Source organism: Bacillus sp. CGMCC 1.60114 (genome assembly GCF_042676365.1).
In the GTDB taxonomy this organism is placed as follows: Bacteria; Bacillota; Bacilli; order Bacillales; family Bacillaceae_G; genus Bacillus_A; species Bacillus_A rhizoplanae_A.
On the sequence record NZ_JBHTHG010000119.1, the window covers coordinates 1,885 to 23,209 of the forward strand.

Sequence of the window (21,325 nt, forward strand, 5' to 3'; positions counted from 1 at the left end):
GGCCCGTTGGTCAAGTGGTTAAGACACCGCCCTTTCACGGCGGTAACACGGGTTCGAATCCCGTACGGGTCACTAAAAAAAGAGTCAGCAACGTGCTGACTCTTTTTTATTTGAAATTTCTTTGTTGTATCAAACTATGATTACTTCCTTGATTATAATCTCCTTACAAACATGTTTATCCTATTTATTATATCTAAATTTACCTTAAGACTCAGAGGAGTCAAAGAAACTATCCATAAGAGCCCAATTAGTGAGATATGAAAAAAATCCTATTGATGAGAATTTTCCTTTATTTTAGTAGCAAGTTTATTTTTTATTGTAAATTAATAAAGGATTTTGTATCATTTTGTGTAATTAGAAAAAAACATAGTATTATTTATGTTTTATCAATTGATTATTTTCACTACACTGATGGATAAAATCAATATTTTCTCTTATCAATTTTAATTCTCTCAGATGGATTGTCATATTTAAGAATACCCATTTAGTTTGTAGTTCTATGAACAGTGACTAAAAGTCTAATTTCTAAGCTTAGCTGGTGCTATTTAGACAATTCTCCGACGTTAGTAAAGAACAAATTCCTTTGTTTTTACAGAGAGTGTATTGTATTACGTTCATTTTTCCAGGAAGAGTGAATGGAAATAAGGAGAATGGGAAAGGCTAAAGTTTGTAAAGGAGGGTATATACTTATGACAACTGTTAGAGAATTGATGAGCACAAATATTGTATATTGTACACCATTAGATAATGTATATGAAGCGGCTGTGAAAATGAAAGAAGAAGATATAGGAATGATTCCTGTTGTAGAGAATGACCAAGTTATTGGTCTCGTAACAGACCGTGATTTAGTTGTGAGAGGGATTGCAGAAAAACATCCAGGTTCTAATCAAATTACAAATATTATGACAACCCAAATTGTTTCTGTGTCTCCTGATGACGTTGTTGAAAAAGCGTCAGAGTTAATGGCACGTTACCAAATCAGAAGATTGCCGGTAATTGAGCATGGTCAAATTGTTGGAATGTTATCACTTGGTGATTTAGCAACAACTCAGTATGCAGATGATCAAGCGGGTGTTGCCTTAAGTGAAATATCAGAGGATACAAAGTAAACAATAGAAATATTTTATGTTGTGCTTTATTCCGCTATTTTGGGGCAGTAAGACTCTCACTTCAAGACAGATAGATGTGGGATAAGCCCAATTGGTGAGAGCTTTCCATTAGTGGGTGATGACAAAACCCACTAATGGAAGTTTCACTTTGTGTAAATTACCTTTGAAATTTTTGTTAACAACTATTATCATATGAAAAAAATGGTATACTAATAAATATAAGTATTATATATTATTTTGAATATAGTAATATTATTAATGTAGATTGAAATATAAGTATTTTATCATACATATAGAAAACGGGGGGGGAATTATATGACGTTTATGCAAACCGAACCTAATTGGAATTTGGTTACGGATGCGTATGAAGAGCCGGAAAATTTCGCAGATTTATTCTCTTTGCTTATACCAGAGCGTCCAAAGGGGGAAGGGAAAGAACGAACTATTTTGGCTTGGAAAGAAAAAGAATTCTACAAGAAAGAAAATTTAATTCCTTTTATTTTATATGGAATGAAAAGATTACATGATTTACCAAAGTTTCATAAAGATGAAATGCCAACTTTAGTTCGAATTGTTCGTTTATGTCAAGAAGTAGGGTGGTATCAAGAGGCGTATCGTTTTATGGTTGCCGAAGGATTAGAAGAATTCGTACAAACATCTCTAGAGTATGAATCATGGGATGTGTTTACACAAGTAGTTGCTTGGAATTATTTAATAATAAAACAAAAAGTTGCTGAGCTAGAAAGCAATGATTACTTTATTTGGGAAAGAATAAAATTTAATGTAGAGTGTATTGAAAAGTATAAGGTACTTTTGTCACATAAAGAAATGTTTGAATTTATGCTTCTATATCTTTGTAAGCAAGCAAAGACATTATCAAAAGAGCAATTAGATGAAAATTTAATGGGTTTAGCGATATATTGTAATACATACATTTATGATTTATACACACTAGATTTATTGAAAAAATATAGAAAATGCACTGATTTCTTAACATATTATGAACCAAGCCGAGCTGTTGTAGCATGTCAGCATGCGGTGATTGCACAAATATCAGATCATCTTAATCCATTAAAGACAACTCATGTTGATGATTATTTATTTGTTATAAAAGAAATAATGGAATATATGTCATTTGAATTTATGAAAAAATATGAGCATTTTATTGGAAAATTATTATCATATGTTCCATTTTTCGAAATGATTCAAGTTCCACAGCATGTATATTATTGTGAGGAACTCATGTATATATGTAAAGGAATAGGATATAAAGAGGAACTACTACGCCATTATATATTTATACAATTGCTGAATTGTTTTCCTTCCTTTATCAAGCAATTTTTAAAGAATAAGCGCTATGCGTCAATACACGACATTTTATTTTACTGGTGTAGTGATGAGCAGCGTATGAATTTAGAGCAAAAATATAACTTGAGTTTTATTTATGAACAATATGCATGCGGCTAAAGTGAATTTTCTACTAATCTAGTGCTTTTTAACTAATGGTTAAGTGAACTAATAAAGTTCGTTTTTTGAGAAAGTATACTTTATCTAGTAAATAAAAAGAAATGGCGTAGAATACAAATAAGGATTCCACTTTATGTGGAATCCTTATTTAATAGTAAATACAAAAAGCAATTATTATGAGACAAATCATGCCATATAAAAGGAATTGGCTATTTCTATTCTCTTTAATACCAAAAAATTCATTCATTCTTTCATATGAGTCCAAAAAAGATTTTGTTAGACTAGCTATGGAGAAGCGTTGCACCATTTTCCCTCTTTCTATGTTTCTTGATATTGATGTTTACGATGTTCTGGAACATATATATATTGAGATACAATAAGAAGAATAGTCATAAAGAATACCGGAAAAATTGCGGCGGCATGTAGGCCAGTAAAAATAATGTTTGTTATTAAGGAGCTTATAATGAACAGTGCAGTATATATGTGTGAAATATGTCGTTTTAATCGAATTTTGAATACTTCCATCAGCACTTCACAAGCAACAAATGCAATAGTGATGCTTAAAAATACAATGTTTGTATTGTAAATTAATAAACAACAAATTAAACCGAAAAATGCTAAATACTCAATAATTAATGGAATATTACGTGTCATCTTCCATCACCTAACTAGGAAAGGAAGCGGATTTACTGCATTTGTTTTTTCAAAATTCCATTCTCCATTATGCAATTCAAAATGTAAGTGTTGGCCATATGAATGTCCTGTATTTCCCATATAACCGAGCAATTGACCCGTTGCTACTTTATCGCCCACTTTAACCGCACGATTTTTCATATGAGCATATACAGTTGTATATAAATTCCCGTTTATATAATGGGCAACAAATACAACATTTCCATAGCTTGTAGAATAATAAGACTTAACAACAGTGCCAGGTGCAGCAGCTTGAATTGGAACATTTCCTGTTGATGCAATGTCTACGCCATAGTGCATTTGTCCCCAACGTACGTCAAATTCTGAGCTTATTTTTCCTTGAGCCGGATATTTAAAGACAGCTGGAATAGCTGGTTTAGCTTGTTTTTGTTGCTGTTGTTGTTGTTTCTGTTGTCCTTGTAGTATATATTGTTGTGCGACATAGCCATATCCTGATCCGAATCGAATTTTATACCATGTGCCAACCTGTCCAACGACTTGTACCTGTGTTCCATTCTTTAAAGAGCCGATAACAGCAGTATTTGTACCAGCACCGCTGCGTACTTTTAATGCTGGGGTAGCAACATAATAAGAGCTTCCGCCTTGTACAGTAACTCCTTTTACTAGTGGCTGAGTTCCGTTAGATAAAAACTCTTTCTTTACATAGCCATTTGTCCCGTTATGTATAATTTTATACCATCCATTTTCTTCTTCTTGAACAGTAACAAATTTCCCATTTGGTAATACATCAATAATTTCAGATTGTGTATTTGGTTCAGAGCGAACGTTTAATGCATCTGCATTAACGATATATTGTTGCTTACCATTACTTGGTTTTGTTAAAGAAATTGCTTCCTTTTTAACATAGCCAGTTTTATTTTGAGTTTGAATTTTATACCATTCGTCTGTTGTTTCAAGAATTGTAACGGGAGTATCACGTACACTGTTTTCAATAACAGAATCTGTTGCTTTAGGACTAGAATACATTTGTAATGTATTCGTTTTTACATAACCAATTTTTGTTTTTGGTTTTTGCTCTGCTGCTACAGTTTGTACAGTGGAATCTGTCATAGATGGGAGCATAGAAGCGACTGCGACAGTAGCTGCTGTTATTGCTGCGGTTTTCATGTTCATATAACTAGAGACCTCCTTATGTAATAATTTGTTATACTCTTAATTATAATATAACAATATTAAATTTGTCTTGTGTGCATAGAAATGTAATACTAAAAAAAATATATGAACATTTTTTTAGCTATAAAGTCATATAATAAAAGGATAGCAGATTTATTAGTATTATGAAAATAGATAAAAGAAATTTGCGTTTTTCTAAATTTACAAAACACATAGAGAATGATGCTGTATTCCGCTCAAAATATTGATATTTTAAGGAGATGTTTTAAGAGGAAAAGCTTCCCATAAGACGTATTTTGGTTTAATTGACCATTTTTGGATTAAAATTAACACATATGGAAATTTGACTTTATAACTTAAAAGAGTTGCCCATGAGATATGGCGATGGTATACTGACTATGTTAAATGAATATAATGCTAGGGGAGCTAGTGTTGCTAGCTGAGAGTAAGACCGTAGTCTTTGACCCTTGAACCTGATCTAGATGATGCTAGCGTAGGGAAGCAATTTGGACGATGTAAATAACGTCCCCGTTTCTTTATGCATAGAAACGGGGATTTTTTATTGAAAATTTAATAGAACACCACTAGGGGTGCTTGAAAGCTGAGAGAGGTAGAAACCTTAACCCTTATAACCTGATCTAGGTGATACTAGCGTAGGGAAGTGGAAACAACAAATGAAGTTTTTTTGTTTGCTGTGGCCACTTCTTATATAGAAGTGGTTTTTTATTTGGAGAAATATATAGGAAGGGGAAATATAGATGACATTTTGTGAAAGGTTATTTGAAAAGGTACAACCTATTTGGGAGAAGAGCCATAATCATCCATTTGTAACGGGTATGGGAGATGGAACGTTAGAGAAAGATAGATTTCAATATTATATTGTTCAAGATTATTTGTATTTGTTAGATTACGCAAAATTATATGCAATCGGTGTTGTAAAAGCAACAAACCCAAAAGTAATGGCGAAGTTTGCTGAACAAATCGATGGGATTTTAAATGGAGAAATGACGATTCATAAACAATACGCAAAGCGTTTAGGAATTTCTGTTGAAGAAATGGAATTAGCAAAGCCATCTGCTATGAATCTAGCATATACAAACTATATGATGTCCGTATCACAGAACGGTACACTTGCTGAGTTAATTGCAGCGTTGCTTCCGTGTATGTGGAGTTATTGGGAAATTGGAAAGCGTTTAAATGATATTCCAGGAGCACGCGACCACGAATTTTTTGGTGAATGGATTCAAGGGTATAGCTCTGAAGAATACGGAAATCTTTGTGTATGGTTAATTGATCTATTTAATGAAATTACAATTGGGAAAACAGAAGAAGAATTAAATCGTTTAGAAGAAATCTTCTTATATTCCAGTCGTTTTGAATATTTATTCTGGGATATGGCATATCGTAAGGAGATGTGGGGTTTTGAGGAGCAAGAACATACTACAATTTCATAATGTTTCCTTTCATTATGATGAGAAGCAGATTATAGCGAATCTTGATGCTGCAGTACAACAAGGAGAATTCGTTAGTATTATTGGTCCGAGTGGCTGCGGGAAAAGTACATTGTTTCGGCTCATTACAGGGCTCGAGAAAGCAAACGAGGGCACTGTTGATGTAATAGGAGAAACGAATCACCCTGTTGGATATATGCCACAAAAAGATATGTTACTTCCATGGCGAACGATTATCGAAAATGCAGCATTGCCTCTTGAATGTCAAGGTGTGAAGAAAAAAGAAGCACAAATGCAAGCACAAAAATTATTGGAGCAGTTTGGACTGCAAGGGTATGAAAATAAACAGCCAAAAGATTTATCAGGTGGAATGCGTCAACGTGTATCTTTTATTCGTACGTTGTTAACGGGCGGTGATCTTTTACTATTAGATGAACCATTTAGTGCACTCGATGCATTGACGAAAGCATCTCTGCAGGAGTGGTTGTTTGAACAATGGAAGCATTGGCAAAAAACGATTGTATTTATTACACATGATGTTGAGGAAGCGCTTTATCTTTCCAATCGTATTTTTATCGTAACAGAGCAGCCCATTACATCATTGACAGAACGGATTGTACCTCTTGGACAAGAACGATCTCGAATGGATTTGCATCGCCCGGAAATGTTGGCGTTAAAAGATGAGCTCATTGGGATGTTACAACGGCAGGTACTTGTATGAAAAGAATTGTAGACTATGTTCCAGCTTTTATTGTTACTGCTATTTTTCTTATCGGTTGGGAAGTAGGAGCGAGGATTCTTGATGAAATGTACATTTTACCCTCCCCAAGTGCCATTGTTCGAAAAATATGGGATTTGCGGGATATATTGCTTACAGTGCATTTACCAGCAACTCTTTCTGTTACAGTTATCGGTATTGTCATTTCCGTTGTATTAGGTGTTAGTTTAGCAATGATGATGAGTATGAGCTCATTTGCTGAGAAAGCATTTTATCCATTATTAGTTGCTTCACAAACAATTCCAATTACAGCTTTGGCACCGTTATTTGTTTTATGGTTTGGCTACTCTATTTGGAGTAAGGTTGTTGTCACAGTACTTATTACGTTCTTCCCAATTGCGGTGAATACGTATGATGGCCTCCGCAGTACGAAAAAGGAATGGGAAGAGCTTTTGATTACATATGGTGCAACAAAAAAAGACATTTTCTTAAAATTAAAATTGCCATCCGCACTCCCATATTTTTTCTCTGCTTTGAAGGTGGCTGTGCCATTCAGTGTTATTGGGGCAGCAATGGGAGAATGGCTTGGGGCGCAAGCGGGACTTGGTTATTTTAGTAAACGAATGATGACACAAATGGATGGTGCAGGTGTATTTGCACCAATTGTCTTATTGTCATTACTTGCTATTTTCTTTGTATTATTCATTTCTATATTAGAGAAGAAGTTTATTAGTTGGAGGAAGCATTCATGAAATTATTAAAACGCATTTTTGTGTTTACTTTATTAATTGCGATGATTGCAGGGTGTTCTAGCAACTCGGCATCAGAAAAGAAGAAAGGTGAAAAAGAAGTAACCGTAATGCTTGATTGGTATCCAAATGCAGTGCATAGCTTTATTTATGCGGCAATTGAAAAAGGTTATTTTAAAGAAGAAGGTATAAAGGTAAATGTTAAATTTCCTTCAAATCCAACTGATCCATTAACGTTAGCTGCGGCAGGAAAAGTAACGGTTGGATTATACTATCAGCCGGATGTGGTTATTGCTAGAGCAAATGAAAACATTCCGGTGAAATCTATCGGGGCAGTTGTTCGTTCACCTTTAAATCATGTTGTGTCGCTAAAATCAGCTGGCATTTCTTCGCCAAAAGATTTAGAAGGAAAAACGGTTGGGTATTCAGGAACACCGTTAAGTGAAGAGTATTTAAAAACGATGATTAAAGAAGATGGTGGAAATCCAGATAACGTAAAAGTAGTTGATGTTGGCTTTGATTTAGTACCGGCCCTTACTACGAAAAAAGTAGATGCTGTTACAGGCGCATATATTAATCATGAAGTACCAGTAATGCGTCATGAAGGTTATGAACCAGCATATTTCAATCCAGCAGATTACGGTGTACCAAATTATCATGAACTTGTATTTGTAACAGGCGATAAAACATTGAAGAAAGATAAGGCGACATTGCAAGCCTTTTTACGCGGGGCGAATAAAGGTTATGAGTTTACGAAGAAAAATCCAGATGAAGCATTAAACATTTTATTAAACCATCAAGAAAAAGAAAATTTCCCGCTGATTCCAGAAGTTGAAAAAGAAAGTATGAAAATTTTATTGGATAAAATGGAAACAAAAGATGAACCATTCTTATCAGATACAGCAGATTCATGGGAAAAACAAAATAAGTGGTTGAAAGAAAAAGGAATGGCAAAAGAAATTGTTCCGGCAAACGAGTTGTTTGAAAACATTTTAAAGTAGGCGAATGTATATGAAAGATGAGCTTCACGTCATATCAAATGGTCGTATGTCATTTGAAGAGCTAGCAAATATAGCAACTGATATTGAAAGTGAAATAGATTATTTGCACATTCGTGAGCGGGAGAAAAGTACGAAGGAGTTGTATGAAGGTGTGGAAAAGCTCTTAAATAAGGGTTTTCCTCCTTCTAAGCTTGTAATCAATGATCGAATTGATATTGCAATTTTATTAAATATTAGACGTGTACAGCTTGGCTATCGCAGCGCTGATATAAGATTTGTAAAAGAAAAGTTTTCTTATTTACATGTTGGTTATTCTGTTCATTCACTTGAAGAAGCTATTGCTGCTTTTAAAAGCGGTGCGGATTCTCTTATGTATGGACATTTGTTTCAAACAAACTCCAAAAAAGGGGTCCCGCCAAGAGGATTAGAAGAAATTACAGAAATAGCAAAACATTTAACAATCCCGATTACTGCTATTGGAGGGATTACTCCTGATAATACTGCAGAAGTACTTGGCACCGGGGCCACTGGTATTGCAATTATGTCCGGAATTTTAAGTGCAGTAAAACCGAATGAGCAAGCGAAGTTATATAAGGAAATGATACGAAAGTGGGCGAGAAATCATGAAAAAAATATATGATGTTGCCATCGTTGGAGGCGGTGTAATCGGAAGTTCAGTTGCACATTTTCTTGCTGAAAGAGGTTATAAAGTTGCCATCATTGAAAAACAAAAGATTGCTTCTGAAGCTTCTAAAGCAGCCGCCGGGTTACTAGGTGTACAGGCAGAATGGGATGAATACGATCCGCTGTTTGAATTAGGTAGGCAAAGCCGCGCGATGTTTCCACAGCTTGCAAGTGTATTACGTGAGAAAACCGGAATTGATATAGGCTATGAAGAAAAAGGAATTTATCGCATTGCTCAAAATGAAGAAGAGTGCGCACGGCTTCTTCATATTATGAAATGGCAGCAGGAGACAGGAGAGGAGTCACATTTTATTTCAGGTGAAGAGCTGCGCGAAAAGGAACCATGTTTATCCTCTTCTATTATTGGAGCGGTATATCATCCAAAAGATGGCCATGTAATCGCACCTGAGCTGACAAAAGCATTTGCCCACTCTGCTGCGATATCTGGAACGGATATATATGAAGAAACTGAAGTGTTTGATATTCAAATTAAGGATAATCAAGTAACAGGATTATTTACAACAGAAGGAACAATCTCATGTGAAAAAGTAGTAATTGCTGGAGGTTCATGGAGTACAAAATTACTAGGATATTTTCATAGTGAGTGGGGGACATACCCTGTTAAAGGTGAGGTTGTTGCGGTGCGCAGTCGTAAGCCGCTACTACAAGCCCCTATTTTTCAGGAGCGATTTTATATTGCACCAAAACGCGGTGGACGTTATGTCATTGGGGCAACAATGAAACCTCATACATATAACAAAGCCGTACGTCCAGAAAGTATTACTTCTATATTAGAGCGTGCTTATAGTATCCTTCCAGCATTAAAAGAAGCAGAATGGGAAAGTGCATGGGCAGGATTACGTCCACAATCAAATCATAGTATGCCGTATATCGGTATGCATGAAGAAATTACGGGTTTATATGCTTGTACTGGCCATTATCGAAATGGAATTTTATTAAGTCCAGTTTCGGGTCAATATATGGCTGATCTTATAGACGGAAAGCAAGATAATCGTTTACTAGATTCATTGCTTTCACAATCTATTTAGTAAGGGGATGAAAGATTGAACTTAAAAATTAACGGTAGGCAAGTAGAGGTGCCAAGTGAAGTTAAAACGGTAGCTGATTTGCTTGCTCATTTAGGGTTAGAGATGAAAATTGTTGTTGTAGAACGCAATCAAGACATTTTACAAAAGGATGATCATCAAGATACATCTGTTTTTGATGGAGATCAAATTGAAATTGTAACATTCGTAGGAGGCGGTTGATTATGTTAAAGATTGGACCATTTACTTTTCATTCTAGACTGTTATTAGGAACAGGGAAATTTTCTGATTTTGATGTACAGAAAAAAGCAATTGAAGTATCAGAAGCAGAAATTTTAACATTTGCTGTGCGTCGTATGGATATTTTTGATGCAGAGCAACCGAATTTACTAGAAAAAATTGATGTAACAAAGTATACACTTCTTCCAAATACAGCAGGGGCAAAAACAGCAGAAGAAGCAGTGCGCATTGCGAAACTAGCAAAAGCATCAGGATTATGTGACATGATTAAAGTAGAAGTAATCGGTGATGATAAAACGTTATTGCCAGATCCAGTCGAAACGTTAAAAGCATCCGAAATGTTATTAAAAGAAGGGTTTATTGTTCTGCCGTATACGTCTGATGATGTTGTGTTAGCACGTAAATTACAAGAATTAGGTGTTCATGCAATTATGCCAGGTGCATCACCAATCGGTTCTGGTCTTGGTATTGTAAATCCGTTAAATTTAAGCTTTATTATTGAGCAAGCAACTGTTCCAGTTATTGTTGATGCTGGTATCGGTAGTCCAGCTGACGCAGCGTTTGCGATGGAATTAGGCGCAGATGGTGTTTTATTGAATACAGCTGTTTCTGGAGCGAAGGATCCTGTGAAAATGGCAGAAGCAATGAAACTTGGTATTCATGCAGGTCGATTAGGTTTTGAAGCAGGACGTATTGCACGTAAGCGCTGTGCAACTGCAAGTAGCCCGTTAGAAGGAATGAGTATTCTTGAATAGTCGATATTCCCGTCAAGTGTTGTTTTCTCCAATTGGAGAAGAAGGACAGCAAAAAATAAGAGAAAAACATGTATTCATTATCGGTGCAGGAGCGCTTGGTAGTGCAAATGCAGAGATGCTTGTTCGCGCTGGAGTTGGCAAAGTGACGATTGTTGATCGCGATTACATTGATTGGAGTAATTTGCAGCGCCAACAGTTATATTGTGAGGAAGATGTACAAAATAATTTACCGAAAGCAGTGGCAGCAAAGCGCCGCTTACAGGCTATTAATAGCGGTGTAGTTGTAGAAGCTTACGTACAAGATGTAACAGCAGAGGAACTAGAGGAACTTGTTACAGGTGTAGATCTTATTATCGATGCAACAGATAATTTTGAGACCCGTTTTATTGTAAATGATATATCACAAAAACATTCAGTGCCATGGATTTATGGAGCCTGTGTCGGTAGTTACGGTCTTTCTTATACAATTTTACCCGGAAAGACACCATGTTTATCTTGTTTACTAGAATCTATTCCGCTTGGCGGAGCGACATGTGATACAGCAGGGATTATTTCACCTGCTGTATCAATCGTTGTATCGCATCAAATTGCAGAGGCATTAAAGATTTTAGTAGGGGATTATGAAGCCCTTCGCGATGGACTCGTTTCATTTGATGTATGGAAAAATGAATATTCATGTATGAATGTACAGAAATTGAGAAAAAAACAATGTTTATCATGCGGAGAGGAAGCAGTTTATCCGTATTTAAGTAAAGAAAATACTTCTAAGACAGCTGTTTTATGCGGCAGAAATACAGTGCAAATTCGTCCGCCATATAAAGAACAGTTCGATCTTTCTATGTATAAAAATCTGCTGCAAGATCGTGTAATGGATTTAACAGTTAATCCGTATTTATTATCGTTTTCTGTTGATGATAAACGGTTAGTAGCATTTCAAGACGGCCGTGTGCTTGTACATGGCACAAAAGATATTGCAGAAGCAAAAACAATTTACCATCGTTACTTTGGTTAAAAAGGGTGAGTGCAATGAAAGTGAATAAAGCATTAACAATTGCTGGCTCTGATAGCGGCGGCGGTGCAGGTATTCAAGCTGATTTAAAAACGTTTCAAGAGCTCGGTGTGTATGGAATGACTGCAATTACAGCGATTACTGCACAAAATACACTTGGCGTACAAGGAGTATATCCTGTTCCAGTGGAAGGTATTCAAGAACAGTTACATTCTATCGGCGCGGATTTAACGCCAGATGCAGTAAAACTTGGCATGTTATTTAGTAGTGAAATTATTAAAATCGTAGCTGAAAACATTAAATCATTTTCGTGGAATAATATTGTGTTAGATCCTGTTATGATTGCAAAAGGCGGAGCATCTTTACTACAACAAGAAGCTGTTGCTGCATTAAAAGAATATTTATTGCCCCTTGCAACGGTAATTACTCCAAATGTTCCAGAAGCAGAAGTGTTAACAGGAATGAAGATTCATACGATTGAAGATAGTAAAGAAGCTGCGAAAGTATTGCATAATTTAGGTGCAAAGTTTGTTGTTATGAAAGGCGGGCATGCCGCATATCAAGGAAATGAAGTAATAGACTTATTGTTTGATGGCAGCACATTTGTTGAGTACAGAAGTGAACGCATAGATTCTACGCAAACACACGGAAGCGGATGTACATTTGCCGCAGCTGTAACGGCAGGATTAGCAAAAGGTTATGAGATTGAAGAAGCGGTTCGTGAAGCGAAATATTTTATTAGTATAGCAATTGAAGACGAACTGAACATTGGTAGTGGACACGGACCAACGAATCATTTTGCTTATGGACGTAGAAGTATAAATGTATAAATATGTACTTTATTTAGGGAAGCCAGTTGAAAAAACTGGCTTTTTTCTTGTTTACTTTTTCCAAAATTAGGAGTACTATATCAGCCAGAATCTATTTTTCTAGAACGCTTAATCCAGAATCTGGAGCGGAGGAACCAATTTTGTGCATTGTCACTAGGGGTGAATCTTTCTTAGAGAAAGTAGGGCTACTCTCAAAGCCCGAATCCGACAGCTAACTCCGTAAGCGTATTGAGGGAGGATGATGCAAATGAATACATCAATTCATCGGTCCGACTAGTCTAAAATAATTTTAATAACATAATTTAAAATTATTTTAGACGGGGAGGATGAAATACATGGATGAGGAGAAAGAGTACACACTCATTTGTGTAGGAGAAGCGGAAAAAATTAAGAGTTTACAAAGTTTAGCGCCTTTACAAAGTAAAATAATCATTTTCACAGAGAATGAGCATATGGTTAATGAAGTGAAAGCTTGTGGATTTCAGCAAGCGTATTGCTGTCCAAATGATGCAAGAATAATTGTAAAAATGTGTAAAGGAATTAAAAGAGTGATTTTGCTAGGAGATGAATTATCCACAATTAGTTTTTTTGCGGAGCGTATTCACTTTTCTTTTCATGCACCTATTACGGTTGTCACGCGAAATAAACAATATCGAAAGCACCTCTATGAAGCCATTGGAGCTAACTTAGTAGTGTTTACAACTTGTGATAACATTTCGTTTTTGATTTTAGAGTAGGAGCGGAGGAAACGAATATGAAAATATTCCTTTGTCGTGATTTAGCAACGCGCTGGGCTCTATCATTAGAACGAGTACATGAGCTAGTTGAATATGATCCAATTTTTCCGAAGCCATCTGTAATTCTTCCACCAGAAGATATTTGTTTATATTTAGAGCAAGACATTATCGAATATGAAAAACAACATGCAGAATTAGTGCAAGTATATGTTAGGGGGCGTAATTTACGTTCGTTTTTTCATGATTTAGATTAATTATTTTGAAGGTTATCTCATGTATTGAGATAACCTTTTTGTTTTAAATTTGCAAAAGAATGTCTATTTCATGAAAAAAGAAGAAAACAAAAGAAAAAGGATGATAAAAGAGTATTTTCCATTAATGTAAGCGTTTAACAGGTCTTATATTTTCATATTTTAGCTATTTCACCTCTTTACAAGTGAAATTTAGAGGAGTATATTTACTTTCATAAATTGTTCATAAAATTTCCAAAAAACAACCTGATATCGCTGAGTCCAGAAATGGAGCGGGGGAACCAATTTTGTGCATTGTCACTTGGGGTGAATCTTTCATGACGAAAGTAGGGCTACTCTTTAGGCCCGAATCCGACAGCTAACCTCGTAAGCGTTTGGAGAGGAGGTTTACTTTTGTGTTGTTCATTTTCGAACACTGAGTAGATCCTCAGTGTTCTTTTTTATGCTCTTAATGGTAAAATTTTACATTTAGTGAGGGATGGATAATGTTAGATATCGCTATGATAGGGATTTTAATCGTGTTAGTTGGATCAATGATTGCTCTTGCAAGATGGTCGGATCATGTTGTGAAGGAAGGGAAGAAGTAATGAGTATTGCAGTATTTATTATTGTTGCCGCACTTACTGTGTACTTAGTTTATGCGTTACTAAATCCAGAAAAGTTTTAATTAGGGGGAAGCGTTTATTATGGTTTGGATTGCAGTTTTGATTACAATGCTATTATTTGTTCTTGTTGCAAAACCAATGGGGATTTATTTAGAGAAGGCGTTCCAAGGGAATCGTAAATTAGACAAGATATTTGGCCCTGTTGAAAAAATCATCTTCAAAATCTCGGGTATTAAGCCTTATAACCAGAGTTGGAAGCAATACGCACTATCATTAGTTGCTCTTAATGGTTTTATGATTGTTGTCGTATATTTCATATTTCGCTTACAAGGCGTGCTGCCATTAAATCCAGCTCATGTTAAAGGCATGGAGCCTACGCTTGCTTTTAATACAGCTATTAGTTTTATGGCAGATACAAATTTACAGCATTATAGCGGCGAGAATGGTTTATCGTACTTATCACAATTAATCGCGATTACGTTTTTAATGTTCACAGCGCCAGCAACAACATTAGCGCTTGTAATGGCTTTTATAAGAGGGTTAGCAGGTAAGGAACTTGGGAACTTCTTCGTAGATTTTATACGTGCTTTAACAAGGGTTTTTCTTCCAATCGCGTTTGTGGCTGCGTTGGTTTTCGTTGCTCTTGGTGTACCGCAAACGTTGGACGGAGCCGTTACAGCTCATACAATTGAAGGGGCAAAACAAAGCATATTACGTGGTCCAGTTGCTTCTTTCGTTTCTATTAAGGAATTAGGAAACAATGGCGGAGGATTTTTCGGAGCAAATTCGGCGCATCCATTTGAAAACCCAGGTCAAATAAGTAACATTTTACAAATGATGCTGATGATGCTGTTACCAACAGCTTTACCATTTACGTATGGAAGAATGGTTGGGAATAAAAAACAAGGACGTGTTCTTTTCGCTTCTCTATTCATTGTGTTTTTAATGGGATTTGCAACAATTGTGACGGCAGAATTACATGGAAATCCAGCGTTAAATCAAATGGGTATGCAGCATAATCAAGGCAGTATGGAAGGGAAAGAAGTTCGATTTGGAACAGTATTTTCTTCACTGTATGCTACTGTAACAACTGCAGCGGAAACAGGTGCTGTTGATACCATGCATGATACGTTAACGCCAATTGGTGGATTGGTACCACTTGTAAATATGATGTTAAACACAGTGTTTGGCGGAGTTGGCGCAGGTTTTGTCAATATTATTATGTACGCAATGATCGCTGTCTTTATATCGGGATTAATGGTTGGACGTACACCAGAATTTTTAGGGAAAAAGATTGAAGGCAAGGAAATGAAATTGATTGCGGTAACAATACTATTTCATCCTTTACTTATTTTAGGATTTTCAGCGTTGGCATTTTCAACTCATTTAGGAACAGATGCGATTTCGAATTCAGGATTTCATGGCTTAACACAAGTTGTATATGAGTATACTTCCTCGGCTGCGAATAATGGTTCAGGTTTTGAAGGTTTAGGAGACAACACAGCATTTTGGAATATTACGACTGGTATCGTGATGTTCTTGGGACGTTATTTCAGCTTAATTACAATGTTGGCTGTAGCGTCTTCATTAAAAGAGAAAAAGGTAGTACCAGAAACAATCGGAACATTCCGTACAGATAATAGTTTATTTGGGGGCATTTTCATTGGAACAATCGTAATTGTTGGAGCATTGACGTTCTTCCCAATGTTAGTGTTAGGGCCAATCGCAGAATTTCTTACATTGAAGTAATGGAGGGTAAATGATGAAACCTGTAGTGGTAAAAGATAAACAACCAAATCAATCGATTGCATCACCAAAAATGGGAGCAGAAGATGAAGTAAGACAAGCAAAAACAATGGATCATGACATTATTACACATGCCATAAAAGAAGCGTTTGTAAAATTGGATCCGCGAGTTATGGTGAAAAATCCTATTATGTTCGTGGTGGAAATTGGATTTTTCCTAACGTTGATTTTATCATTTCTACCGAATGTATCTAAAAATATACCAGGGTGGTTCAATATAACGGTTTCTCTTATTCTATTATTCACTGTCTTGTTTGCTAATTTTGCAGAAGCATTGGCAGAAGGACGGGGAAAAGCGCAAGCTGATTCGTTAAAACAATCTAAAAAAGATGTATTTGCAAATGTAATAAGAGAGAATGGAAATGTTGTTCAAGTTTCAGCAACTGAACTGAGAAAAGGCGACGTTGTTATTGTAAAGCAAGGCGAAATGATTCCAAGTGACGGGGAAGTTATTCGCGGATTAGCATCTGTTGATGAATCAGCTATTACAGGGGAATCTGCACCAGTTATGAAAGAGGCTGGCGGTGATTTTTGCTCCGTTACAGGTGGTACGATCGTTGTTAGTGATGAAATTACAATTCAAATTACGAGTAATCCTGGTGAATCTTTCTTAGATAAAATGATTTCTTTAGTAGAAGGAGCATCTCGTCAAAAAACACCAAATGAAATTGCTCTGAACACTGTATTAACGAGTTTAACACTTATTTTCTTAATCGTTGTTGTTACGTTACCAATCTTTACGAATTATCTTGGTTTTCAAATTGATACGTCTATACTAGTTGCACTTCTTGTTTGTTTAATTCCAACAACAATTGGTGGTTTGTTATCCGCAATTGGGATTGCAGGTATGGACCGTGTAACGAAGTTTAACGTTTTAGCAATGAGTGGTAAAGCAGTTGAAGCAGCGGGTGATATTAATACAATTATTTTAGATAAAACAGGTACGATTACATTCGGTAATCGTATGGCGCACACGCTTTTGCCAGTGGGAAATGAAACAATTGAACAAGTTGCAAAATGGGCAGCGCTTAGCTCCGTGTTAGATGAAACACCAGAAGGACGTTCGGTTATTGAATACGTACAATCAAAAGCATTCTCTTATAACAGTACACTTGCTGAGCAAGGTGAGTTTGTTCCATTTAAAGCCGAGACACGAATGAGCGGTGTTGACTTAGTAGATGGTACAAAAGTACGAAAAGGTGCAGTTGGTGCTGTACTTGAATGGGTACAATCACAAGGCGGTACAATTCCGAAAGACTTAAATCAAAAAGCTGATTTAATTGCAAAAGAAGGTGGTACACCACTTGCAGTTGCAGCGAATAATCGTATTTACGGATTAATTTATTTAAAAGATACTGTCAAACCAGGTATGCGCGAACGATTTGAACAGCTTCGTCAAATGGGAATTAAAACAGTAATGTGTACAGGTGATAATCCACTTACTGCCGCAACAATTGCAAAAGAAGCAGGTGTGGATGAATTTGTAGCAGAATGTAAGCCGGAAGATAAAATTGCAGTAATAAAAGCAGAGCAAGAAAAAGGAAAGCTTGTTGCCATGACTGGTGATGGTACAAATGATGCACCGGCCTTAGCACAGGCGGATGTTGGTCTGGCGATGAATAGCGGTACTGCAGCAGCAAAAGAAGCAGCAAATATGATTGACTTAGATTCAAACCCAACGAAAATTATTGAGGTTGTAGGAATTGGTAAGCAGCTATTAATGACACGCGGTGCATTAACAACATTTAGTATCGCCAATGATATTGCTAAATACTTTGCGATTATTCCAGCAATGTTTACATTGGCAATTCCACAAATGGAAGCTTTGAATGTTATGAAATTACATTCACCGTTATCAGCCATTTTATCAGCGCTTATTTTTAACGCGATTATTATCCCGCTGCTTATTCCGTTAGCGATGAGAGGAATTGCTTATAAACCGATGAGCTCTAATGCATTGTTAGGACGTAATTTACTTATCTATGGACTTGGTGGAATGATTGTTCCATTCATTGGTATTAAGCTGATTGACATGATTGTAGGGCTGTTCATTTAAGGAAAAGGGGAAATGAAAATGTTGGAAAAACAAAAGATACTTTCACCTGTCATTCGTATAACCTTTACGTTTCTTATTGTGTGCGGGCTTGTATATCCATTACTTGTCACAGGAATTGCACAAGCGGTTATGAAAGATAATGCGAACGGAAGTCTCATATATAATGAAAAAAATGAAGTGATTGGTTCAAAATTAATTGGTCAAAATTTTACAGATCCACGTTATTTTCATGGACGTGTGTCTAGTATAGAATATAAAGCAGAAGCATCCGGATCTAATAACTATGCACCATCTAATCCAGATTTATTAAAACGTGTAGAAGAGAGTGTAGAAAATTGGAAGAAGGAAAATCCAACAGTTCCTGTTTCAGAGGTTCCGATGGATTTAGTAACGAATTCCGGTTCAGGATTAGATCCTGATATTAGTCCACAAGCAGCTTACGCACAAGTAGATCGCATCTCTAAAATAACGAATATTCCGAAAGAGAGAATTAATAAGCTTATTGAATCTCAAACAGAAGGAAAAGCACTCGGACTATTTGGTGAAGATCGTGTCAATGTATTAAAGCTAAATCTAGAATTACAAAAAATGATGAGATAAAGTGAAACTTCCATTAGTGGGGGGCTTTATCCCACACTGATGGTTAGTTGAACCAATCGGGCTTTTACGGGCAGTTATTCCCCACCTATCTTCTTCGCTTTTCTCTGAATCTAAGGTGGGGGATCTTACTGCCCGTTAATGCGGGATAGTAACAATGCTACCTCAATCTAAGGGATTGGGGTAGCATTATTTGGTAGGGGTAGGGGGAATTTGTGATGTATGCAGATGACTATAAGCCAACGTTCCAAAGGCGTACACCAGAAGAATATTTAGAATATATTCGGCAACTGAATCGAGGGAAATTAAAGCTGTATGTCGGAGCAGCTCCCGGAGTGGGAAAAAGTTATAAAATGCTTTTTGATGCGAGAGAGATGCGAAAAGAAGGCATTGATGTTGTTATTGGTTTAATTGAAACTCATGGACGAAAAGAAACAGACGATGCTATTGCTGATTTAGAAGCTGTTCCTTTAAAAGAAATTCATTATAAAGGAAAGGTATTTCAAGAGCTTAATGTTGAAGCAATTATAAAACGGGCACCGCAAGTTGTCATTGTCGATGAATTGGCTCATACGAATATTCCAGGCTCTAAACATAAAAAACGTTATATGGATGTGGAAGAATTATTGGATGCTGGTATTGATGTTCTATCTGCATTTAATATTCAGCATTTGGAAAGCGTTCATGATATTGTAGAACAAATTACAGGAGTGAAAGTAAGGGAGCGCATTCCTGATTTTATATTACAAAAGGCAAATGAAATTCAGCTTGTAGATGTAACACCGGAAGTACTTAGAAAACGATTGATGGATGGAAAGATATATAAGGAAGAAAAAATTCAACGCAGCTTAAATCATTTTTTTACCCTTAATAATTTAGGTGCGCTCCGTGAGCTGTCACTTCGAGAAGTTGCAGATGATATGGATGAGAAAATTAGTCAATTTGCTGAAGAACCAATTGGAGTGAAAGAAAAAATTCTCGTTTGCGTCCAATATAGTTCCACAGCAGAAAAGCTCATTCGTAGAGGCTGGCGTATGGCAAACCGTTTAAATGCGGAGTTATATGTATTAAATGTAGAAAGAGAAAATATTGAATCTTTATCAGAAGCAAAGAAACAGGTTATTGCCGAATGGAAGGCTTTAACGAGCCAGTTTGATGCTACATTTTTATTAGAAGAGGCCAAAGGAAATAAGCCTGCTGATACGATTATTCAAGTTGCAAAACAATTACAGGTAACGCAAATTTTGCTCGGTCAATCGGCAAGAACAAGATGGGAAGAAATTCGAAAAGGTTCGATTGTAAATGAGATTATGAGACAGACGACGAATATTGATATTCATATTGTGGCAGATCAGCGGGGATAGAGTATGCCAAAAAAATCGTATTCATGTATATGAATACGATTTTTTCTATTCTGTAAGTCGTCTGAATATGGTTTCTTAAAAATTTTATATATAATAGAAAGAGATATTTAACAATGTGAATAGTTAATAAGCATATATAGAACGAGGAGAGAGAGCGATGCTTGAAAATACGGGTTTAGTATTAGAAGGTGGCGGTATGCGTGGTGTATATACAGCGGGTGTATTGGAGTACTTTATGGAAAACGATTTATATTTTCCATATGTGGTTGGTGTATCGGCAGGTGCATGTAATGCAGCGTCGTATCTTTCAAGACAAAAAGAAAGAAATAAAACAGTGAACATTGAATATGTGACGCATCCAAGATATTTATCGTATAAAAACTTGTGGAGAAAGCGTCAGCTGTTTGATATGGACTTTATTTTTCGTGAAATCCCAATGCAGCATGTTCCATTTGATTTTGAAACCTATTTTAATACGGAACAGCGTTTGCTTGTAGGAGCGACGGATTGTGAAACTGGACAGCCTGTTTATTTTGAAAAAGGACGTACTCAGAAAGAAGCATTAACATTATTACAGGCATCAAGTTCATTGCCATTTGTAGCACCTGTTGTAGAATTTGGCGGGAAAAAGCTATTGGATGGCGGAATTTCAGATCCAATTCCTGTTCGGAAGGCACAGGTAGATGGTTATCAAAAGTCAGTTGTTGTTTTAACAAGAAATAAAGGTTATGCGAAGAAAAAATCAAAATTTGGCTGGATTGCAACTAAAGCGTATAAAAGATATCCTAATTTAGTAAACACAATGCTAGCTCGTTACGAAATATATAATGAGACACTTCATTATATTGAAAAAGAAGAAGCAGCTGGGAATATATTCGTTATTCGTCCGACAGAACAATTAGAAGTGGATCGTATGGAGAAGAATCCAGAAAAATTACAGCGCTTGTACGAGCAAGGATTTCAAGATGCTGAGAAAACGTATGAAGATTTAATGCAATTTCTTGCTAAATAACAAAGGGTGAC

23 protein-coding genes, 1 tRNA gene and 4 riboswitches are annotated in these 21,325 nt (G+C 36.1%); of the genes, 22 read left to right on the forward strand and 2 right to left on the reverse strand.

All coding sequences use genetic code 11. The features are described from left to right. The 3 genes from ACFQZ1_RS25500 to ACFQZ1_RS25510 all read left to right on the forward strand — a co-directional run bounded on the left by ACFQZ1_RS25500 (nt 1) and on the right by ACFQZ1_RS25510 (nt 2,576). Nucleotides 1-72, forward strand: a tRNA-Glu gene (locus ACFQZ1_RS25500). Between the two features lie 617 nt (nt 73-689). After that, on the forward strand, nt 690-1,109 hold the full coding sequence (locus tag ACFQZ1_RS25505; protein WP_377884990.1) for a CBS domain-containing protein: 420 nt from the start codon (nt 690-692) through the stop codon (nt 1,107-1,109). A gap of 315 nt (nt 1,110-1,424) precedes the next feature. Beyond that, the gene (locus ACFQZ1_RS25510; RefSeq protein ID WP_377884991.1) at nt 1,425-2,576 is read left to right on the forward strand and encodes a DUF3965 domain-containing protein; all 1,152 of its coding nucleotides are present in this window, start codon (nt 1,425-1,427) and stop codon (nt 2,574-2,576) included. Nucleotides 2,577-2,894: 318 nt separating this feature from the next. Here the strand turns inward: ACFQZ1_RS25510 and ACFQZ1_RS25515 are convergent, their stop codons facing one another. After that, nucleotides 2,895-3,230 carry a hypothetical protein gene (locus tag ACFQZ1_RS25515; RefSeq protein WP_377884992.1) on the reverse strand — a complete coding sequence of 112 codons (336 nt, stop codon included), beginning with the start codon at nt 3,228-3,230 and terminating at the stop codon, nt 2,895-2,897. 6 nt (nt 3,231-3,236) lie between these two features. Continuing rightward, nucleotides 3,237-4,403, reverse strand: a complete 1,167-nt coding sequence (locus tag ACFQZ1_RS25520) for an SH3 domain-containing protein (protein ID WP_377884993.1) — start codon at nt 4,401-4,403, stop codon at nt 3,237-3,239. Nucleotides 4,404-4,812: 409 nt separating this feature from the next. After that, a riboswitch (TPP riboswitch) is annotated at nt 4,813-4,920 on the forward strand. A 59-nt stretch (nt 4,921-4,979) separates the two neighbouring features. Further along, nucleotides 4,980-5,080, forward strand: a riboswitch (TPP riboswitch). A gap of 81 nt (nt 5,081-5,161) precedes the next feature. Here ACFQZ1_RS25520 and tenA point away from each other — a divergent pair. From tenA to ACFQZ1_RS25615, 19 genes are all read left to right on the forward strand, one after another. Then, nucleotides 5,162-5,857, forward strand: coding sequence for a thiaminase II (gene tenA, locus ACFQZ1_RS25525; RefSeq protein WP_377884994.1), 696 nt, complete (start codon nt 5,162-5,164; stop codon nt 5,855-5,857). After that, the gene (locus ACFQZ1_RS25530) at nt 5,826-6,575 is read left to right on the forward strand and encodes an ABC transporter ATP-binding protein (RefSeq protein ID WP_377884996.1); all 750 of its coding nucleotides are present in this window, start codon (nt 5,826-5,828) and stop codon (nt 6,573-6,575) included. Before tenA ends, ACFQZ1_RS25530 begins: the two co-directional genes overlap by 32 nt. Then, a complete protein-coding gene (locus ACFQZ1_RS25535; RefSeq protein WP_377884997.1) occupies nt 6,572-7,324 on the forward strand; it encodes an ABC transporter permease in 753 nt (250 codons plus the stop codon). The genes ACFQZ1_RS25530 and ACFQZ1_RS25535 overlap by 4 nt, the downstream gene beginning before the upstream one ends. Then, nucleotides 7,321-8,322, forward strand: a complete 1,002-nt coding sequence (locus ACFQZ1_RS25540) for an ABC transporter substrate-binding protein (RefSeq protein ID WP_377884998.1) — start codon at nt 7,321-7,323, stop codon at nt 8,320-8,322. The genes ACFQZ1_RS25535 and ACFQZ1_RS25540 overlap by 4 nt, the downstream gene beginning before the upstream one ends. A gap of 10 nt (nt 8,323-8,332) precedes the next feature. Next, nucleotides 8,333-8,962, forward strand: a complete 630-nt coding sequence (gene tenI / locus ACFQZ1_RS25545) for a thiazole tautomerase TenI (RefSeq protein ID WP_377884999.1) — start codon at nt 8,333-8,335, stop codon at nt 8,960-8,962. Then, nucleotides 8,946-10,055: a glycine oxidase ThiO gene (gene thiO / locus ACFQZ1_RS25550; RefSeq protein WP_377885000.1), complete on the forward strand. Its 1,110-nt coding sequence runs from the start codon at nt 8,946-8,948 to the stop codon at nt 10,053-10,055. The genes tenI and thiO overlap by 17 nt, the downstream gene beginning before the upstream one ends. Nucleotides 10,056-10,070: 15 nt before the next feature. Then, entirely contained in the window at nt 10,071-10,274 is a 204-nt protein-coding gene (gene thiS / locus ACFQZ1_RS25555) for a sulfur carrier protein ThiS (RefSeq protein WP_377885001.1), read from the forward strand. A 2-nt stretch (nt 10,275-10,276) separates the two neighbouring features. Continuing rightward, nucleotides 10,277-11,047 (forward strand): thiazole synthase, encoded by a 771-nt coding sequence (locus tag ACFQZ1_RS25560; RefSeq protein WP_377885002.1) that lies wholly within the window; start codon nt 10,277-10,279, stop codon nt 11,045-11,047. After that, nucleotides 11,040-12,059 carry a thiazole biosynthesis adenylyltransferase ThiF gene (locus ACFQZ1_RS25565; RefSeq protein WP_377885003.1) on the forward strand — a complete coding sequence of 340 codons (1,020 nt, stop codon included), beginning with the start codon at nt 11,040-11,042 and terminating at the stop codon, nt 12,057-12,059. Before ACFQZ1_RS25560 ends, ACFQZ1_RS25565 begins: the two co-directional genes overlap by 8 nt. A 14-nt stretch (nt 12,060-12,073) precedes the next feature. After that, nucleotides 12,074-12,886, forward strand: coding sequence for a bifunctional hydroxymethylpyrimidine kinase/phosphomethylpyrimidine kinase (thiD, locus tag ACFQZ1_RS25570; protein WP_377885004.1), 813 nt, complete (start codon nt 12,074-12,076; stop codon nt 12,884-12,886). 95 nt (nt 12,887-12,981) lie between these two features. Continuing rightward, nucleotides 12,982-13,128, forward strand: a riboswitch (cyclic di-AMP (ydaO/yuaA leader). Nucleotides 13,129-13,221: 93 nt separating this feature from the next. Beyond that, nucleotides 13,222-13,623 (forward strand): hypothetical protein, encoded by a 402-nt coding sequence (locus ACFQZ1_RS25575; RefSeq protein ID WP_377885005.1) that lies wholly within the window; start codon nt 13,222-13,224, stop codon nt 13,621-13,623. A 17-nt stretch (nt 13,624-13,640) separates the two neighbouring features. Beyond that, nucleotides 13,641-13,877, forward strand: a complete 237-nt coding sequence (locus ACFQZ1_RS25580) for a hypothetical protein (protein ID WP_377885006.1) — start codon at nt 13,641-13,643, stop codon at nt 13,875-13,877. A gap of 240 nt (nt 13,878-14,117) precedes the next feature. Next, a riboswitch (cyclic di-AMP (ydaO/yuaA leader) is annotated at nt 14,118-14,261 on the forward strand. A gap of 98 nt (nt 14,262-14,359) precedes the next feature. Continuing rightward, nucleotides 14,360-14,461, forward strand: a complete 102-nt coding sequence (locus ACFQZ1_RS25585; RefSeq protein ID WP_377885007.1) for a signal peptide protein — start codon at nt 14,360-14,362, stop codon at nt 14,459-14,461. Beyond that, nucleotides 14,461-14,541 carry a K(+)-transporting ATPase subunit F gene (kdpF, locus tag ACFQZ1_RS25590; protein WP_336483473.1) on the forward strand — a complete coding sequence of 27 codons (81 nt, stop codon included), beginning with the start codon at nt 14,461-14,463 and terminating at the stop codon, nt 14,539-14,541. The genes ACFQZ1_RS25585 and kdpF overlap by 1 nt, the downstream gene beginning before the upstream one ends. Before the next feature lie 19 nt (nt 14,542-14,560). Next, the gene (gene kdpA, locus ACFQZ1_RS25595) at nt 14,561-16,228 is read left to right on the forward strand and encodes a potassium-transporting ATPase subunit KdpA (protein WP_377885008.1); all 1,668 of its coding nucleotides are present in this window, start codon (nt 14,561-14,563) and stop codon (nt 16,226-16,228) included. Between the two features lie 13 nt (nt 16,229-16,241). Then, nucleotides 16,242-18,341, forward strand: coding sequence for a potassium-transporting ATPase subunit KdpB (kdpB, locus tag ACFQZ1_RS25600; RefSeq protein WP_377885009.1), 2,100 nt, complete (start codon nt 16,242-16,244; stop codon nt 18,339-18,341). Nucleotides 18,342-18,359: 18 nt separating this feature from the next. After that, nucleotides 18,360-18,941 carry a K(+)-transporting ATPase subunit C gene (kdpC, locus tag ACFQZ1_RS25605; protein WP_377885010.1) on the forward strand — a complete coding sequence of 194 codons (582 nt, stop codon included), beginning with the start codon at nt 18,360-18,362 and terminating at the stop codon, nt 18,939-18,941. Nucleotides 18,942-19,156: 215 nt separating this feature from the next. After that, nucleotides 19,157-20,302 (forward strand): KdpD-like non-kinase potassium sensor, encoded by a 1,146-nt coding sequence (gene kdpDN / locus ACFQZ1_RS25610; protein ID WP_377885011.1) that lies wholly within the window; start codon nt 19,157-19,159, stop codon nt 20,300-20,302. A 157-nt stretch (nt 20,303-20,459) separates the two neighbouring features. Beyond that, nucleotides 20,460-21,314: a patatin-like phospholipase family protein gene (locus ACFQZ1_RS25615; RefSeq protein ID WP_377885012.1), complete on the forward strand. Its 855-nt coding sequence runs from the start codon at nt 20,460-20,462 to the stop codon at nt 21,312-21,314. The last annotated feature ends 11 nt before the right edge of the window (nt 21,315-21,325 follow it).

What these genes read in the sequence shown, in the direction of transcription:
- kdpC (WP_377885010.1), top strand. Translation starts at nt 18,360, where the DNA reads ATGTTGGAAAAACAAAAGATACTTTCACCTGTCATTCGTATAACCTTT.
- ACFQZ1_RS25580 (WP_377885006.1), top strand. Translation starts at nt 13,641, where the DNA reads ATGAAAATATTCCTTTGTCGTGATTTAGCAACGCGCTGGGCTCTATCA.
- thiO (WP_377885000.1), top strand. Translation starts at nt 8,946, where the DNA reads ATGAAAAAAATATATGATGTTGCCATCGTTGGAGGCGGTGTAATCGGA.
- ACFQZ1_RS25560 (WP_377885002.1), top strand. Translation starts at nt 10,277, where the DNA reads ATGTTAAAGATTGGACCATTTACTTTTCATTCTAGACTGTTATTAGGA.
- ACFQZ1_RS25540 (WP_377884998.1), top strand. Translation starts at nt 7,321, where the DNA reads ATGAAATTATTAAAACGCATTTTTGTGTTTACTTTATTAATTGCGATG.
- tenA (WP_377884994.1), top strand. Translation starts at nt 5,162, where the DNA reads ATGACATTTTGTGAAAGGTTATTTGAAAAGGTACAACCTATTTGGGAG.
- ACFQZ1_RS25520 (WP_377884993.1), bottom strand. Translation starts at nt 4,403, where the DNA reads ATGAACATGAAAACCGCAGCAATAACAGCAGCTACTGTCGCAGTCGCT.
- kdpB (WP_377885009.1), top strand. Translation starts at nt 16,242, where the DNA reads ATGAAACCTGTAGTGGTAAAAGATAAACAACCAAATCAATCGATTGCA.
- thiD (WP_377885004.1), top strand. Translation starts at nt 12,074, where the DNA reads ATGAAAGTGAATAAAGCATTAACAATTGCTGGCTCTGATAGCGGCGGC.
- ACFQZ1_RS25585 (WP_377885007.1), top strand. Translation starts at nt 14,360, where the DNA reads ATGTTAGATATCGCTATGATAGGGATTTTAATCGTGTTAGTTGGATCA.
- kdpA (WP_377885008.1), top strand. Translation starts at nt 14,561, where the DNA reads ATGGTTTGGATTGCAGTTTTGATTACAATGCTATTATTTGTTCTTGTT.
- ACFQZ1_RS25615 (WP_377885012.1), top strand. Translation starts at nt 20,460, where the DNA reads ATGCTTGAAAATACGGGTTTAGTATTAGAAGGTGGCGGTATGCGTGGT.
- tenI (WP_377884999.1), top strand. Translation starts at nt 8,333, where the DNA reads ATGAAAGATGAGCTTCACGTCATATCAAATGGTCGTATGTCATTTGAA.
- ACFQZ1_RS25575 (WP_377885005.1), top strand. Translation starts at nt 13,222, where the DNA reads ATGGATGAGGAGAAAGAGTACACACTCATTTGTGTAGGAGAAGCGGAA.
- ACFQZ1_RS25505 (WP_377884990.1), top strand. Translation starts at nt 690, where the DNA reads ATGACAACTGTTAGAGAATTGATGAGCACAAATATTGTATATTGTACA.
- ACFQZ1_RS25535 (WP_377884997.1), top strand. Translation starts at nt 6,572, where the DNA reads ATGAAAAGAATTGTAGACTATGTTCCAGCTTTTATTGTTACTGCTATT.
- ACFQZ1_RS25510 (WP_377884991.1), top strand. Translation starts at nt 1,425, where the DNA reads ATGACGTTTATGCAAACCGAACCTAATTGGAATTTGGTTACGGATGCG.
- kdpDN (WP_377885011.1), top strand. Translation starts at nt 19,157, where the DNA reads ATGTATGCAGATGACTATAAGCCAACGTTCCAAAGGCGTACACCAGAA.
- ACFQZ1_RS25515 (WP_377884992.1), bottom strand. Translation starts at nt 3,230, where the DNA reads ATGACACGTAATATTCCATTAATTATTGAGTATTTAGCATTTTTCGGT.
- kdpF (WP_336483473.1), top strand. Translation starts at nt 14,461, where the DNA reads ATGAGTATTGCAGTATTTATTATTGTTGCCGCACTTACTGTGTACTTA.